We start from the raw sequence: 14,908 nt of genomic DNA on the forward strand, positions 1-14,908 counted from the left end.
GCAGTTTATTTCGCCAGCATCGGCCCTAAAAAACGTGCCGTGTGGGATTCCTTGTTGGCGCAGATCGCCTCCGGCGTGCCGGTGACCAGGATGCGGCCGCCCCCCGAGCCCCCTTCGGGCCCCAGATCGACGATCCAGTCGGCAGTTTTGATGACGTCCAGGTTGTGCTCGATGATGACGATGGTGTTGCCGCGATCCCGCAGCTGGTGCAGCACCTTGAGCAACTGCTGAATGTCATGGAAGTGCAGCCCAGTGGTCGGCTCGTCCAAGATGTAGAGGGTCTGGCCGGTGTCGCGCTTGGAGAGCTCGCGCGCCAGCTTGACCCGCTGCGCCTCGCCCCCCGACAGCGTGGTGGCCGACTGGCCGAGGCGGATGTAGGAGAGGCCCACGTCCATCAGGGTTTGCAGCTTGCGCGCCACCGCAGGCACCGGATCGAAGAAGGCGCGGGCATCTTCCACCGTCATCTCGAGGATCTCGTGGATGTTCTTGCCCTTGTACTTCACCTCCAGGGTCTCGCGGTTGTAGCGCTTGCCCTTGCAGACGTCGCACGGCACGTAGACGTCCGGCAGGAAGTGCATCTCCACCTTGATGACGCCATCCCCCTGGCACGCCTCGCAACGGCCCCCTTTCACGTTGAAGGAGAAGCGGCCCGGCTGATAGCCGCGCGAGCGCGCCTCCTGGGTGCCGGAGAGCAGCTCGCGGATCGGGGTGAACAGGCCGGTGTAGGTGGCCGGGTTGGAGCGCGGGGTACGGCCGATGGGGCTCTGGTCGATGTCCACCACCTTGTCCAGGTGCTCCAGCCCCTCGATGCTGCGATAGGGAGCCGGGGTCGACTCGGTCGCCTTGTTCAGTTCACGGTGGGCGATGCGAAACAGGGTGTCGTTGATCAGGGTCGACTTGCCGGAGCCGGAGACCCCGGTAACGCAGGTCATCACCCCGATTGGCAGATCCAGGTTGACGTTACGCAGGTTGTTGCCGCTCGCCCCTTTCAATTTCAACCACTTGCCGGTGAGCGGCGTGCGCTCGGCCGGGATGGCGATCTGCTTGCGACCGGAGAGGTAGTCACCGGTGAGGGACTCGGGGTTGGCGATGATCTCCGCCGGTGTGCCCTGGGCGACGATGGCGCCGCCGTGCACCCCGGCCCCCGGGCCGATGTCGAGCACGTGGTCGGCGAGGCGAATGGCGTCCTCGTCGTGCTCCACAACGATCACCGTGTTGCCGAGATCCCGCAGGTGAGTGAGCGTCTTGAGCAACCGTTCGTTGTCGCGCTGGTGCAGGCCGATAGAAGGTTCATCCAGCACATACATGACCCCCACCAGGCCGGCACCGATCTGGCTGGCCAGCCGGATCCGCTGGGCCTCGCCACCGGAGAGGGTCTCGGCGCTGCGCGACAGGCTCAAATAGTTGAGGCCGACGTTCACCAGGAAGCCGAGCCGCTCGACGATCTCTTTCAAAATCTTCTCGGCGATCTGGGCGCGCTGGCCGGTCAGGGTCAGGCCGGCGAAGAAGGTGAGGGCATCGCCGATGGAGTCCTCGGCAATGGCCGGCAGGTTGCGGTTCTCGATGAAGACGTGGCGCGCCTCTTCCCGCAGCCGGCTACCGCCGCAGCTGGCGCAGGGCTTGTTGGCGATGTATTTGGAGAGCTCTTCACGCACCGCGTTGGACTCGGTCTCCCGGTAGCGCCGCTCCATGTTGTGCAGGATCCCCTCGAACGGGTGCTTGCGCACCACAACATCGCCGCGGTCGTTCATGTAGCGGAATTCCACATCGCCGCGCCCGGAGCCGCGCAGGATCACCTCCTGCACCTTGGGCGGCAGATCCTCCCAGGGCGCCTCCAGATCGAAGTCGTAATGCTCGGCCAGGGATTTGAGCATCTGGAAGTAGTAGAAGCTGCGCTTGTCCCAACCGCGGATGGCGCCACCGGCCAGGCTCTGGCCCGGGTCGTGGATCACCTTGTCCGGATCGAAGTACTGCTGCACCCCGAGACCGTCGCAGGTGGGGCAAGCGCCGGCCGGGTTATTGAAGGAGAAGATCCGCGGCTCCAGCTCCGAGACCGAGTGGCCACACTCGGGGCAGGCGAAGTTGGCCGAGAAAGTCAGGGTCTCCCCCTCCTCTCCGTCCATGGGCGCCACCAGGACGATGCCGCCGGAGAGAGTCAGCGCCGTCTCGAACGACTCGGCGAGGCGTTGCTGCAGATCGTCACGCACCTTGAAGCGGTCCACCACAACCTCGATGGTGTGCTTCTTTTGCAGCTCCAAGGTCGGGGGATCGGAGAGATCGCACACCTCCCCGTCGATGCGGGCACGGATATAACCCTGGGCCGCCAGGTTCTCCAGCAGCTTGACGTGCTCCCCCTTGCGGTTGCGCACCACGGGGGCCAGCAGCATCAGTTTGCTCCCCTCCGGCTGGGCCAGCACCTGGTCCACCATCTGGCTGATGGTCTGGGCGGTAAGCGGGATGCCGTGGGTCGGGCAGCGCGGCTCGCCGACCCGGGCAAACAGCAGACGCAGGTAGTCGTAAATTTCGGTGATGGTGCCGACCGTGGAGCGCGGGTTGTGGGAAGTGGACTTCTGTTCGATGGAGATGGCCGGGGAGAGCCCCTCGATGTGGTCCACGTCCGGCTTCTCCATCAGGGAGAGGAACTGGCGGGCATAGGCGGAGAGCGACTCCACATAGCGGCGCTGCCCCTCTGCATAGAGGGTATCGAATGCCAGGGAAGATTTGCCCGAGCCGGAGAGGCCGGTGACCACGATCAGCTTGTCGCGGGGCAGGGTCAGGTTGATGTTCTTGAGGTTGTGGGTGCGGGCACCCCGGACCACGATCTTTTCCATCTTGTTGCACGCTCGATACACAGACCAGAGCGAGCCAGTATGGCACAGAGACTACTGGATGAATAGACAGGCATTATCTATCGCGGTTATCCTTTTTGACGATAAGCGGCCACGCCGGAGCGGGTTGTCAACAGAGACCATTCACCCGCCGCCTGACCTGCGAGTACGCTCGCTGGAGGATGCGCAGGGGCGCATCAGCTGTTACTATTGTGCGCTAAACCTGTGCCAGGTAATCAGCGATCATCAGCCTGACTGCTACAAGGGTTATAGAAAACCATGTTGTTCAATGCGATAACAGCATGGCACAGATAAAAATCGCGGAACTCATTTGGTTGGCCCAGGCTTGCTGCCTGGCCGGAATATAAAGGTGGAAGAGAGATTATGGCCAGTCGAGGCATCAATAAAGTCATTCTGATCGGTAACCTCGGGCAAGACCCGGAAGTACGCTACATGCCGAGTGGCGGTGCTGTGACCAACATTACCCTGGCCACCTCTGAAACCTGGCGCGACAAGCAAACCGGCGAGCAGAAAGAGCGCACCGAATGGCACCGTGTCGTCTTCATGGGCAAGCTGGCCGAAGTCGCCGGTGAATACCTGAAAAAGGGTTCCCAGGTCTATGTGGAAGGCAAGCTGCAAACCCGCAAATGGCAGGATCAGAGCGGCCAGGAACGCTACACCACCGAAGTGCTGGTCGACAGCTTCAGCGGCGTGATGCAGATGCTGGGTGGCCGTCCGCAAGGTGCCGGTCAGGGTATGGGTGGCCAGAACCAGGGTGGCTGGGGCCAGCCGCAGCAGGCCATGCAGCAGCCGATGAACCAGCAGCGTCCCGCTCCGCAGCAGAACATGCAGCAGCAGGGTGGTTACGGCCGTCCGGCTCAGCAGCCCCAGTCAGCTCCGCCGGTCTATAACGAGCCGCCGATGGATTTCGACGACGATATTCCGTTCTAAAATGAAGCAATGCAAAGCCCTGCCTAGCCAGGGCTTTTTTTGAGCTGCCAGTAAGCAGAATTTTGCCAGTTTAAGGCACTCCAACCAGATTGATGTATCGACAGGATCGTTCGTACGAGGTGCGATGAAGCTGATTATCCATGTCCTGCTGTTGCTGATCGCCCTTGCCCCCGGATGCCTGCTGGCAAAACCTCTCAGGGTCGGAGTCAGTTTTGCCATTCCTCCCTATGTCATCGAAGGGGAAAAGCGAGGCATAGAACTGGATCTGCTGACGCAAGCCTTTACCGGCACCCGATACCAGCTTCAGTTCGAATTTCTGCCGCTGGAGCGCACCTTTCGCATGTTCAAGTCCGGCAAACTGGATGCCATCATCAACGTCAAACCCGGCATGATGGATAGCCGCTTCCTGACCCAGCCTGTCATCACCTTTCATAACCGGGTTTTTACCCTGTACGACCACCCCGTCACCACCCTGGATGAGCTGCGACACCTGAGAGTCACCTCTTTTCAGCGCGCAAAAGTCATCCTGGGAGAAGACTTTGCCACCATGGTCAGCCAGAATCCCCGCTATGAAGAGGTTGCCAAGCAGCAAGGCCAGGTACACCAGCTGCTGCGTGGCAGAGTCGATGCCATCGTGCTGGAAGAGCGGGTGTTCTACTACTATCTGGACCAGCTGATCACCCATCCCCATTCCGGCGAACGCTATCAACGAGCCCAGATCAATCAGGCGGATCTGTTCCCTCCCACCATCTATCACTTTGCGTTTCGCTCACCCGACACACGGGAATTGTTTGACCGCCAGCTCGCAGCCATGAAGCAGGATGGTCGCTATCTGAAAGTATTCGAGACATACGGCGCCACGCCCTGACGCACAAACATAAAAGCCAGCCCATCACAGGCTGGCTTTGTACTGGCTCCGGAGGAACAACAGCAAGAGGAGCGTTACTTCATTGCGCTGCCATTTTTCAGCTCGGCTTTTTGCCGCTTGGCTTCGCGTTTTTCCTTCAGTGACATCTGCGGTTTTTTCTTGGCATCTTTGCCGTTGTGATGTTCTTTGTTACTCATCATCAAACTCCAAAAATGTTACCCAGACAGTTGGTCCCGTGAGGGCGCCAGCATGTCATCCGAATCATCAACATCAGTACGCTTGGTGCGATGGCGCAAGGCCATCACCAGAGCCAGCATACCCCCGCCATGCCCCGGGATCCAGCCCGGTTTCCGCGCAAACTTGCCGCTGCGACAATTTTCCGATCGATCTGTTCTGGCAATAAAAAAACGCGATTAACGATCGTCATTTTGATATGACACCGCCAAATAATTTATATGCATTTGCCAGATGAAATATATGTGACTGCAAAGAACAATATTTTAATAAGCATTCTCACTATCACCGGAAACATAATATTACAAAGTGGCACGGGTTATTTGGTGGCTGAAATATATAATGCACCACTTTGCAAATGCCGTTATTGAGTCAGGAACCCGAATCATGTCCCGAAAATCTCGCGCAGCCCTGGTCTCCGTCTGTTCCAATATCAGCCTGATCATCATGAAGCTGGTGGCCGGTCTCATCAGCGGGTCGGTCAGCATCATCTCGGAAGCCATTCACTCGGCCATGGATCTGGTCGCCGCCCTGATCGCCCTGTTTGCGGTGAAGAAATCGGATCTGCCCCCCGACGAGCACCACCCCTATGGTCACGACAAGATTGAAAATGTCTCCGGCGTCATTGAAGCGCTGCTGATCCTGCTGGCCGCAGGCTGGATCATGGTTGAAGCCATCGGCAAGCTGCTCAACCCCTCCCCCATAGAGAGCATCGGCTGGGGTGTGCTGGTGATGGTGATCTCGGCTCTGGTCAACAGTGTCGTCTCGGCGTACCTCTACAAGGTGGCCAGAGAAGAGGAGTCCGTCGCCCTAGCTGCCGATGCCCTTCATCTCAAGGCCGACGTGCTCACCTCGGCCGGCGTGGCTGCCGGGCTTGGCGGTATCTGGCTGGCCAGCCTGTTTGGCTACTCTCTTGCCATCCTGGATCCCCTGGTGGCCATCGGTGTCGCGCTGTTTATCGTCAAGGAAGCCATCGCCATGCTGATGGAAGCCTTTCACCCCCTGATCGATCGCAGCATGAGTCCCGAGGAACTGGCGATGACCAGCCGCATCATCACCGACTGCTGCCCACCGGGTGCCGATTTTCACGATCTGCGCAGCCGCCGAGCGGGTCGTCGTCGCCATATCGATTTTCATCTCACCCTGCCGCCCGCCATGAGCATCGGCGAAGCACACACCATCTGTGACCGGATAGAGGAGGCCATCATGCAGCAGCTGCCGCACGCCATCGTGTTGATCCACGTCGAACCTGATGAACAGAGCGGGGCTCTCGCGGCTAGCCCCTGCTGATGACCCCGTCAGGCGGAGCTGGGTTTCTCGCTGCCTGCTCCTGCCTGTTCGCCCTTCGACTTCATTTCTGCGCAAATGATCCGCCACTCCCTTTGACAGGAAAAATGAGATGCGATGGCATTTCTCGAAAATGCAAGAACATTACCCATTGTCTCTATGCGATTGAAAAATATCATCTTTGTGACGCCACCAAGGAAAACTTGCTGTTACATATGTGCGATTTCAAGATAAAGTTTGCTTTAGAAATGGGAGAGTGTTCTAATCCTTCACGATGGTTCGGCAGTTCAGACCTGTTTATGTTAGGCAGACATTTTAGTAAAGCAGTGATTACAATAGGCATTATCTTTATAATTCCTGTCAAATAATTCTCCTTCTTTAGTGCTCCCCATACGTATTGCTGACGAATAATCACCGACTGCCGTAATGGCATTTCAAACACTATTTAAAGAGAAATTATTATGTCTAACAAAGTGACTGGTACTGTTAAGTTCTTCAACGCCGAGAAAGGTTTTGGTTTCATCTCCCCGGTTGACGGCAGCAAGGACGTGTTCGTTCACTTCTCCGCCATCCAGTCCAACGGTTTCAAAACCCTGGAAGAAGGTCAGCGCGTAGAGTTCACCATCGAACAAGGCCAGAAAGGCCCGGCAGCTGCCAACGTCGTTGCCCTGTAATTCAGGTCAAACCGTCTGGCGATGACTCATGCCATTGGCTGAGTACACTGCAAGCATTGAAAAAACCCGCCTTGGCGGGTTTTTTGTTATCCATATGTCACTCCTTTAACCTCTCACCAGACAACCAGCATCACACATGCCTCTCCTGCTCGAGTCGCTTTAGCTCGAAAAGAATCCCGAATGGCTCCTTATGTGGAGATCTTGACGAAAATTTCAGGTTATCCGCTGCTTTTGCCGCGATTTCTTGCTATTTTGCGCGCCACCAACGCAAACGATTTCCTTCACACTTTCAGGATTAGTTATGGCAAAGCAAGATATGGCCGCCCAATCAGGGAACGGCGGCTTTCTGGACTCTTATTTTTCCATTTCTGCGCGCGGCAGTAGCGTGCGTCAGGAGCTGGTCGCGGGGCTGACCACCTTCCTGGCCATGGTCTACAGCATCATAGTGGTGCCGAACATGCTGGGTGCCGCCGGCTTCGAGCAGGGTCCCGTCTTCGTGGCTACCTGCTTGATCGCCGCCTTCGGCTCCCTGCTGATGGGTCTGTGGGCCAAGCTGCCCATGGCCATCGGTTGCGCCATCTCCCTCACCGCCTTTACTGCCTTCAGCCTGGTACTGGGGCAAGGGCTGAGCATCCCGGTCGCCCTCGGCGCCATCTTCTTGATGGGGGTGCTGTTCACTCTGATCAGCGTCACTGGCGTACGCCAATGGATCCTGGATAACCTCCCCTCCGGCATCGCCCATGGCACCGGTATCGGTATCGGCCTGTTCCTGCTGCTGATCGCCACCAACGGCGTCGGCATGGTGATCAAGAACGAAGGGGCCGGCCTGCCGGTCCAGCTCGGTGAAGTGACCGCCTTCCCCGTCATCATGACGGTGCTGGGTCTGGCCGCCATCTTCGGCCTGGAGCGCCGCAAGGTGCCGGGCGGCATCCTGATGGTGATCATCGCCATCTCTATCCTCGGCCTCATATTCGACCCGAAAGTGACCTGGCAGGGCTTCTTCGCCATGCCGAGCCTGACCGGCGAGAAAGGCTCTCTGGTAGGCAGCATGGATCTGCTGGGCGCCCTCAACCCGGTGGTCATCCCCACCGTGCTGGCGCTGGTGATGACAGCCGTGTTTGACGCCACCGGCACCATCCGTGCCGTAGCTGGCCAGGCCGGCCTTATCAACGAGCGCGGCCACATCATCAGTGGCGGCAAGGCCCTGACCGCCGACTCCGTCAGCAGCATGGTGGCCGGCGCCGTCGGTGGTGCACCGGCCGCCGTCTACATCGAATCGGCCGCAGGCACCGCCGCAGGTGGCAAGACCGGCCTGACCGCCACCCTGGTTGGCGTGCTGTTCCTGCTGATGATCTTCCTCTCTCCGCTGAGCTATCTGGTGCCGGCTTACGCCACCGCACCGGCCCTGATGTACGTGGGTCTGCTGATGCTGGGCAACGTCACCAAGCTGGACTTCAGCGATTCGGTCGATGCTCTCTCCGGCATGCTGTGCGCCGTCTTTATCGTGCTGACCTGCAACATAGTCACCGGCATCATGCTGGGCTTCGTGGCGCTGGTGATCGGCCGCCTGTTTGCCGCCGAGTGGAAAAAACTCAACATCGGCACCGTCATCATCGCCGTGGCGCTGGTGATCTTCTACGCCGGTGGCTGGGCCATCTAATACCTTCGGTTATCGGAAAGGGCTCCTGCTGGGGCCCTTTTTCGTGGTTGTGACCCGGCTAACATTTCCCCTCCATTCCCCCCGTCTGCGTTTCAGTTTGAAACGACAAGTGCCCTCAGGCTGTTTCAGATCCGAACCGGAACGGCCGTCATTTTTCTCCCGCTTTCTCTCGCTAGACTGGCTCTACCAACCATTTGCCCACCATGCGGTGGCAAGCCAAGGAGTGAGCCATGAAGAAACTGATCAATGCCGTCGATGCCGTGGTCCGTGAACAACTGATGGGGATGGCTGCCGCCCATCCCGAGCTCAAGGTCCGTATCGAACCCCACTACATCACCCGCGCCGATGCCCCCGTACAAGGCAAGGTGGCGCTGGTCTCCGGCGGTGGCAGCGGCCACGAGCCGATGCACGGCGGTCTGGTGGGCAAGGGCATGCTGGATGGTGCCTGTCCCGGCGAGATCTTTACCTCTCCCACCCCGGATCAGATGTACGAGTGTGGTCAGGCGGTCGACGGTGGTGCCGGCGTGCTGTTTCTGGTGAAGAACTACACCGGCGATGTGCTCAACTTCGAGACCGCAGTCGAACTGCTGCACGGTGACGGGGTCAAGGTGGGCTTCGCCCTCATCGATGACGACGTAGCGGTCAAAGACAGTCTCTACACCGCGGGCCGTCGCGGCGTCGCCACCACAGTGCTGTGTGAAAAACTGGTAGGTGCCGCCGCCGAGGCGGGCTATGACCTGGCGCGCTGCGAGGCCCTGGCCCGCCGCGTCAACAATCAGAGCCGCACCATTGGGGTGGCCATGCACGCCTGCACAGTGCCGGCCGCCGGCAAGCCCTCCTTCACCCTGGCCGACAACGAGGTGGAATTCGGGGTCGGCATCCATGGCGAGCCGGGCATCGAGCGCCGCCCCTTCACCGACCTCAACGCCCTGGTGGATGACATGTTCAAGGAGCTGACCGACAACCGCCCCTATGGCCGTACCCTGCGTCACTGGGATCGCGCCAGTGGCAGCTGGCAGGAGGAGCACACCTTCATCGAGCCGCTCAACAAGGGCGACCGGGTCATCGCGCTGGTCAACAGCCTGGGGGGAACCCCCATCTCCGAGCTCTACGGCGTCTATGGCCGGCTCGCCACCCTGTGTGAAGAAGCGGGCATTCATCTGGTGCGCAACCTGATCGGTCCCTACTGCACCTCTCTCGACATGACCGGCATCTCCATCACCCTGCTCAAGGTGGATGACGAGCTGATGACCCTGTGGGATGCCCCCGTTAACACCCCCGCCCTGCGTCGCGGCTGCTAAGGAATGTCCATGTTAAGCAAGCATCAAATCGTCAACTGGCTGCTCGACTGCGAGCACATCTTCACCGATCAGCGTGACTATCTCACCGCGCTTGATACCGACATCGGCGACGGGGATCACGGCCTCAACATGCAGCGCGGCTTTGTCAAGGTGGCCGAAAAGCTGCCAGCAGTGGCGGACAAGGACATCGGCCAGGTGCTGAAAACCACCGGCATGACCCTGCTCTCCTCCGTGGGGGGCGCCAGCGGCCCCCTCTACGGCACCTTCTTCATCCGTGCCGCGGCCAGCAGCGATGCCTGCCAGAGCCTGAACCTGAACCAGCTTTGCAAGATGTTGAGCGACGGGGTGGAGGGGATCGTCTCCCGCGGTCGCGCCGAGCCGGGCGACAAGACCATGTGCGACGCCTGGTGGCCCGCCCTGGCTGCACTGCAGCAGGCCGAGCAGCAGGATCTGCCGCTGCCCGAGGCACTGGACAAGGCGGTGGCAGCCGCTACCGCCGGCACCGAGGCCACCATCCAGATGCAGGCCCGCAAGGGGCGCGCCAGTTATCTCGGCGAGCGCAGCATAGGCCATCAGGATGCCGGGGCCACCTCGACCCTGTTGCTGTTGACCGCCCTGCGTGACAGAGCGAGGTTGTAAACATGATAGGAATCGTAGTTGTCTCTCACAGCGCCACCCTGGCGGCCGGTCTGCAGGAACTGGCCGGTCAGCTGGGTAGCCCGGCCCGGTTGCGGCTGGCGGCCGGGGTCAATGACCCCGACCACCCCATCGGCACCGATGCCATCGCCGTGATGAGTGCGATCGAAGAAGCAGATGACGGCAGCGGCGTGCTGGTGCTGATGGATCTTGGCAGCGCTCTCTTGAGCGCCGAGACCGCCCTTGAGCTGCTGCCTCCCGAGCTGGGCGCCCGGGTGCGACTCTGCCCTGCCCCGCTGGTCGAGGGCACCCTGGCCGCCGTGGTGGCAGCCGGCTCCGGCCTCAGCCTGGACGAGGTGGCCACCGAGGCGCTGGGGGCCCTGGGCCCGAAACAGGCCATGCTGCCGACCAGCGCGCCCCAAGATACTGCCGACCCAACCCCGGCCGCCGAGCAGGGCTGGCTGCACTGCGAAGTGGTGGTAGAGAATGCCCACGGTCTGCACGTGCGCCCTGCAGCCCGTCTGGTGGCCAGCCTCAAGCCCTTCACCGCCGAGTTGAAACTGCAAAAGGGAGAGAAAGAAGCCAATCCCCGCAGCCTGACCCGGCTCGCCATGCTCGACGTACGCCAGGGGGATCGCCTGACCCTGCTGGCCCGCGGAGAGGATGCCGAGGCCGCACTGGCCTGCTTCCGGCAGCTTGCCGATGAGCGTTTCGGCGACTGACCGCCGCTCACCGGTCTGCTGTTTCAGGCGCCGTATCGGCCCGATTCGCCGCACATTTGGCGCCTTTTCAAGACGAGGTGCTCCGGGGTTATCCCCGGACACTTCGCCCCGATTCTCACAGAAAGAGGGATAGAAAATGGATCGCATCATCATCAGCCCCAGCAAATATGTACAAGGCAACGGGGCCCTCGCCAATCTCGGCAACTACGTCAAGGCGCTCGGCAGCAAGCCGCTCATTCTGGCCGATGCCTTCGTCACCAGACTGGTGGGTGACACGGTCGCCACCAGTTGCCACGGGGCCGGGATCCAGCCCGAGTTCGACTGCTTCAACGGCGAGTGCTCACGCCCCGAGATCGACCGGCTGCTGGCCCGCTGCAGCCAGACGCCCTTTGACGTCATCATCGGCATCGGCGGCGGCAAGACGCTCGATACCGCCAAGGCTGTCGCCTTCTACCAGAAACTGCCAGTGGTCATAGTGCCGACCATCGCCTCCACCGATGCACCCACCAGCGCATTGGCGGTCATCTATACCCCACAGGGGCAGTTCAGCGAATACCTGATGATCCCGACCAACCCCGACATGGTCATCATGGATACCGGCGTGGTCTCCCGCGCGCCGGTGCGGCTGTTGGTCTCCGGCATGGGGGATGCGCTCTCCACCTACTTCGAGGCGCGCGCCAACAAGGTCTCCGGCTGCCAGACCATGGCCGGTGGCGCCTCCACCCTGGCGGCCCAGGCCATCGCCGAGCTCTGCTACCAGACACTGCTGGCCGATGGTTACAAGGCCAAGCTGGCGGTGGAACAGGGGCTCTGCACCAGAGCGGTGGAGAACATCATCGAGGCCAACACTTATCTCAGCGGCATCGGCTTCGAGAGCAGTGGTCTCGCCGCCGCCCACGCCATCCACAACGGTTTGACCCAGCTTGATGAGTGCCATCACCTCTACCACGGCGAGAAGGTGGCGTTCGGTACTCTAGTGCAACTGGTGCTGGAGAATGCCCCCATGGCGGAAATCGAGACGGTGCTGGGTTTCTGCCGCTCAGTGGGTCTGCCGACCAACCTGCACATGATGGGGGTCAAGGAGCTGGATATGGCACGCCTGATGGACGTGGCCAGGGCCTCCACCGCCGAGGGCGAGACCATCCACAACATGCCGTTCAAGGTCACTGCGGAAGATGTGCTGGCGGCCATCGTCACCGCCCACCAACTGGGGCTGTAACGACACTCTGGCCATATGAAGAGGCCCCGCCATTGCGGGGCCTTGTTGTTTTGCGCCTTTTCGGTGGCACAGACCGATGCACAGCCGTTACCCGTGGTAGTCGGCGGGATCGATACCGAGGGTTTTCAGCCGCCGCCAGAGGGTAGTGCGGCCTATGCCAAGCTGCCTGGCCATCAGACTGACCTGCCCCTTGCAGGCGTGAGCGGTGCGCAGGATGGCCTGGCGCTCCAGCTCGGCCAGGGTAAGCAGCGGCTGCCCCACCACCTCGTCTTCAACCAGCCGATAGCCATGACGAATGGCGGCCGGCAGCGCCTCCGGCGGGATCTGCGCCTGGCTGGAGTGAAGCAGGGCATGCTCGATGGCGCTGCGCAGCTCCCCCAGATTGCCGGGCCAGGAATAGGCCAGCAGACAGTCGAGGGCCGCCGGGCTGAAGTGGCGCACCGGCTCACGCCCTTGCGCCGCCAGTTGCTGGCTGATAAGCCCGGGCAGATCTGCTGTGCGCTCGCGCAGGCTCGGCAACCAGAGCTCGCACGCCTGCAGGGCATAGAGCAGCTGACGACCGAAACTCCCCTCCTGCACCTTCTGCTCCAGCGGCGCGCTGCTGGTGGCGATGATCCGCACCTTGAGCGGCAACACGCGAGCCGAATCGAAACGCTGGATGCGACCTGTCTTGAGCAACTGCAGCAGGGCTGCCTGCATCGGGGCAGGCAGAAATTCCACCTGTTCCAGCACTAGCGTGCCCCCATGGGCCAGCTCAAACTTGCCGGCCCGCTCCTGCCCCGCCTCGTCGGAGCCCATCAGCTCCAGCGCCATCCGCTCGCTCGGCAGTGCCTGACAATTGAGGGTGACGAGGGGACCGGCGGCCCGATCGCTGCCGAAATGAATGGCCTCGGCCAACTGGGCCTTGCCCACCTCCTCTTCACCGCGCAGCAGGATTGGCCCCTGCCCCTGAGCTGCCTGACGGGCGTAGCGCAGCAGCTTGCGCATGGCGCTCGACTCCCCCACCAGCGCCGACAGCTCGGGCACCGTCTGGCGCAACTGATGGATGGCGCGCAGCCTGTCGACCGGATGGAGCAGGACGATAAAGCTGACCCCATCCGGCCCGGGCAACGGCTTGAGGCTCACCAGCGCATTGATGAACTCCCCTGTGCCCGTGCGCTCCAACGTCACTTCCACGTGGCTGAGCGGCGTCTGCCCCTTGATGGCGAGTTGCAGTCGCTGGGGCATCAGCAAATGCTGTTCCAGTGGCTGGCCGAGGCAGAGATCCGGCTCAAGCCGCAGCCGCCTGGCCGCCAGGGCGTTGAGGTAGCGCAGCCGGCCCTGGGGATCCCAGGCCAGCACGCCGTCATCCATGCCATCAAGCAGGGCGTAAAGCTCGCTCAGATGGTGCTGGGACTCCTGCATCAGGCGCTCCGCCTGCAGCAGATGGGCCAGTTCGCGGCCGGCGCTGACGGTGAGCGCCAGATCCCCGGCCGTCGCCGCCTCCACCTTGCAGATCAGGGCAACGATGGCGACCTGGCGGCCATTGCTGTTGTAAACCGGGCTGGCACAGCAGTGCCAGGAATGCAGGGTGTGGTTGAAATGCTGGGAGCCGCTGACGCAGAGCGGCATCCCCTCCAGCGCCGCCAGATTGATGGCATTGGTGCCGATGCGCCCCTCGCTGAAGAAGGCGCCGGGGCCAAAACCCAGCGCATCGAGCGCCTTCAGGGTCTCGCCGTGGCCGGTGCGGGCCAGCAGGCAGCCGCTCTCGTCGGTGAGCAGCAGAGCGCAGGGGCGCCCCTCCATAAATTCGTAGAGATCTTCGAGGGCCATCTCGCCGGTGGTGAGCAGCTCCCGCTTGCGCTGACGCAGGCTTTGCAAAGTTTGCCCCCTGGCGCAGTGAGGCGGGTGCCAGAGTGTCGCGCTGGTCTGGTGGGCACAGCGCAACCAGGAGGCCTGCAGATAGTCAGGCCAGGGCTGCAGTGGCTGAAGGTCAGATGGCATGGTCACAGCAATATCCGGCAAGATGTTAGCCGACCATTTAACCACTCTTGCAGGCCCGATTCAGTGACCTGCCTCAGAGGGTGGCAACCCCGTCCTTATCCCGATCGGGCTCGCCCCCAAATATGGCGACAGGATCGCCACCGGTGGCGGCGGCATGCACTGCATCACCCTCCACCAACCCGTCTGACCCTCATCTACCCACTGATAACCCGAGGCATTGCCACGCCCCGGGTTATTTATCCATGCTCATTTCCGTTGACCACAAGCCCCTGACCCGCCTCAGCCCTGGATTGTGATCCGTGATGCCATATTTTTTGTAACCGCGCTCACACTTTTGACCTGTTCACAACACCGAAGCAGTGAGGCACTTTCCATTGCTGTTCTAGGCGTGTATTTTTGCCCAGCAGAAAATAAGACCCAAAAGAAAACGCAAGACGAACTCAGCATCAAAAGCTTATTTATAGAATTTTGATTTAAAGTCTCCTTTTCGTGGTAGATATCCGAAAGGTTCTGGATTTTATGAATGGCACTATAACCCGATGACA

General features: G+C 60.9%; 12 protein-coding genes. 9 read left to right on the plus strand and 3 right to left on the minus strand.

Annotation, left to right across the window (positions count from 1 at the left end; genetic code table 11):
* Positions 1-5 precede the first annotated feature (5 nt).
* On the minus strand, positions 6-2,831 hold the full coding sequence (gene uvrA, locus ACB028_RS17880; protein ID WP_371144864.1) for an excinuclease ABC subunit UvrA: 2,826 nt from the start codon (positions 2,829-2,831) through the stop codon (positions 6-8).
* 381 nt (positions 2,832-3,212) lie between these two features.
* Between uvrA and ACB028_RS17885 the strand changes: the two genes are divergently transcribed.
* Together ACB028_RS17885 and ACB028_RS17890 are read left to right on the plus strand one after the other, a co-directional pair.
* The gene (locus ACB028_RS17885; protein ID WP_026456622.1) at positions 3,213-3,779 is read left to right on the plus strand and encodes a single-stranded DNA-binding protein; all 567 of its coding nucleotides are present in this window, start codon (positions 3,213-3,215) and stop codon (positions 3,777-3,779) included.
* Between the two features lie 124 nt (positions 3,780-3,903).
* On the plus strand, positions 3,904-4,647 hold the full coding sequence (locus tag ACB028_RS17890; RefSeq protein ID WP_042029081.1) for an ABC transporter substrate-binding protein: 744 nt from the start codon (positions 3,904-3,906) through the stop codon (positions 4,645-4,647).
* A gap of 74 nt (positions 4,648-4,721) precedes the next feature.
* Here ACB028_RS17890 and ACB028_RS17895 read toward each other — a convergent pair whose 3' ends face one another.
* Positions 4,722-4,844, minus strand: a complete 123-nt coding sequence (locus ACB028_RS17895; protein ID WP_005306071.1) for a hypothetical protein — start codon at positions 4,842-4,844, stop codon at positions 4,722-4,724.
* A gap of 424 nt (positions 4,845-5,268) precedes the next feature.
* On the opposite strand from ACB028_RS17895, the gene ACB028_RS17900 reads away from it, so the two are divergent.
* The 7 genes from ACB028_RS17900 (at position 5,269) to ACB028_RS17930 (ending at position 12,380) form a co-directional block, all read left to right on the plus strand.
* Positions 5,269-6,171, plus strand: a complete 903-nt coding sequence (locus ACB028_RS17900) for a cation diffusion facilitator family transporter (protein WP_371144865.1) — start codon at positions 5,269-5,271, stop codon at positions 6,169-6,171.
* A 458-nt stretch (positions 6,172-6,629) separates the two neighbouring features.
* Complete coding sequence (gene cspA, locus ACB028_RS17905; protein WP_026458175.1) at positions 6,630-6,842, plus strand: RNA chaperone/antiterminator CspA; 213 nt, start codon at positions 6,630-6,632, stop codon at positions 6,840-6,842.
* A 301-nt stretch (positions 6,843-7,143) separates the two neighbouring features.
* A complete protein-coding gene (locus tag ACB028_RS17910; protein ID WP_026458174.1) occupies positions 7,144-8,502 on the plus strand; it encodes an NCS2 family permease in 1,359 nt (452 codons plus the stop codon).
* Between the two features lie 230 nt (positions 8,503-8,732).
* Complete coding sequence (gene dhaK, locus ACB028_RS17915; protein WP_216993160.1) at positions 8,733-9,803, plus strand: dihydroxyacetone kinase subunit DhaK; 1,071 nt, start codon at positions 8,733-8,735, stop codon at positions 9,801-9,803.
* Between the two features lie 9 nt (positions 9,804-9,812).
* Entirely contained in the window at positions 9,813-10,442 is a 630-nt protein-coding gene (gene dhaL / locus ACB028_RS17920; protein ID WP_042029074.1) for a dihydroxyacetone kinase subunit DhaL, read from the plus strand.
* A 2-nt stretch (positions 10,443-10,444) separates the two neighbouring features.
* Entirely contained in the window at positions 10,445-11,161 is a 717-nt protein-coding gene (gene dhaM / locus ACB028_RS17925) for a dihydroxyacetone kinase phosphoryl donor subunit DhaM (RefSeq protein WP_354688864.1), read from the plus strand.
* Positions 11,162-11,297: 136 nt separating this feature from the next.
* Positions 11,298-12,380 (plus strand): glycerol dehydrogenase, encoded by a 1,083-nt coding sequence (locus ACB028_RS17930; protein ID WP_371144866.1) that lies wholly within the window; start codon positions 11,298-11,300, stop codon positions 12,378-12,380.
* 87 nt (positions 12,381-12,467) lie between these two features.
* Here ACB028_RS17930 and dhaR read toward each other — a convergent pair whose 3' ends face one another.
* Positions 12,468-14,363 (minus strand): dihydroxyacetone kinase operon transcriptional regulator DhaR, encoded by a 1,896-nt coding sequence (gene dhaR, locus ACB028_RS17935; protein ID WP_371144867.1) that lies wholly within the window; start codon positions 14,361-14,363, stop codon positions 12,468-12,470.
* Between the last annotated feature and the right edge of the window lie 545 nt (positions 14,364-14,908).

The sequence above is a fragment of the Aeromonas sp. S9(2024) genome (assembly GCF_041403185.1).
Lineage (GTDB): Bacteria > Pseudomonadota > Gammaproteobacteria > Enterobacterales > Aeromonadaceae > Aeromonas > Aeromonas enteropelogenes.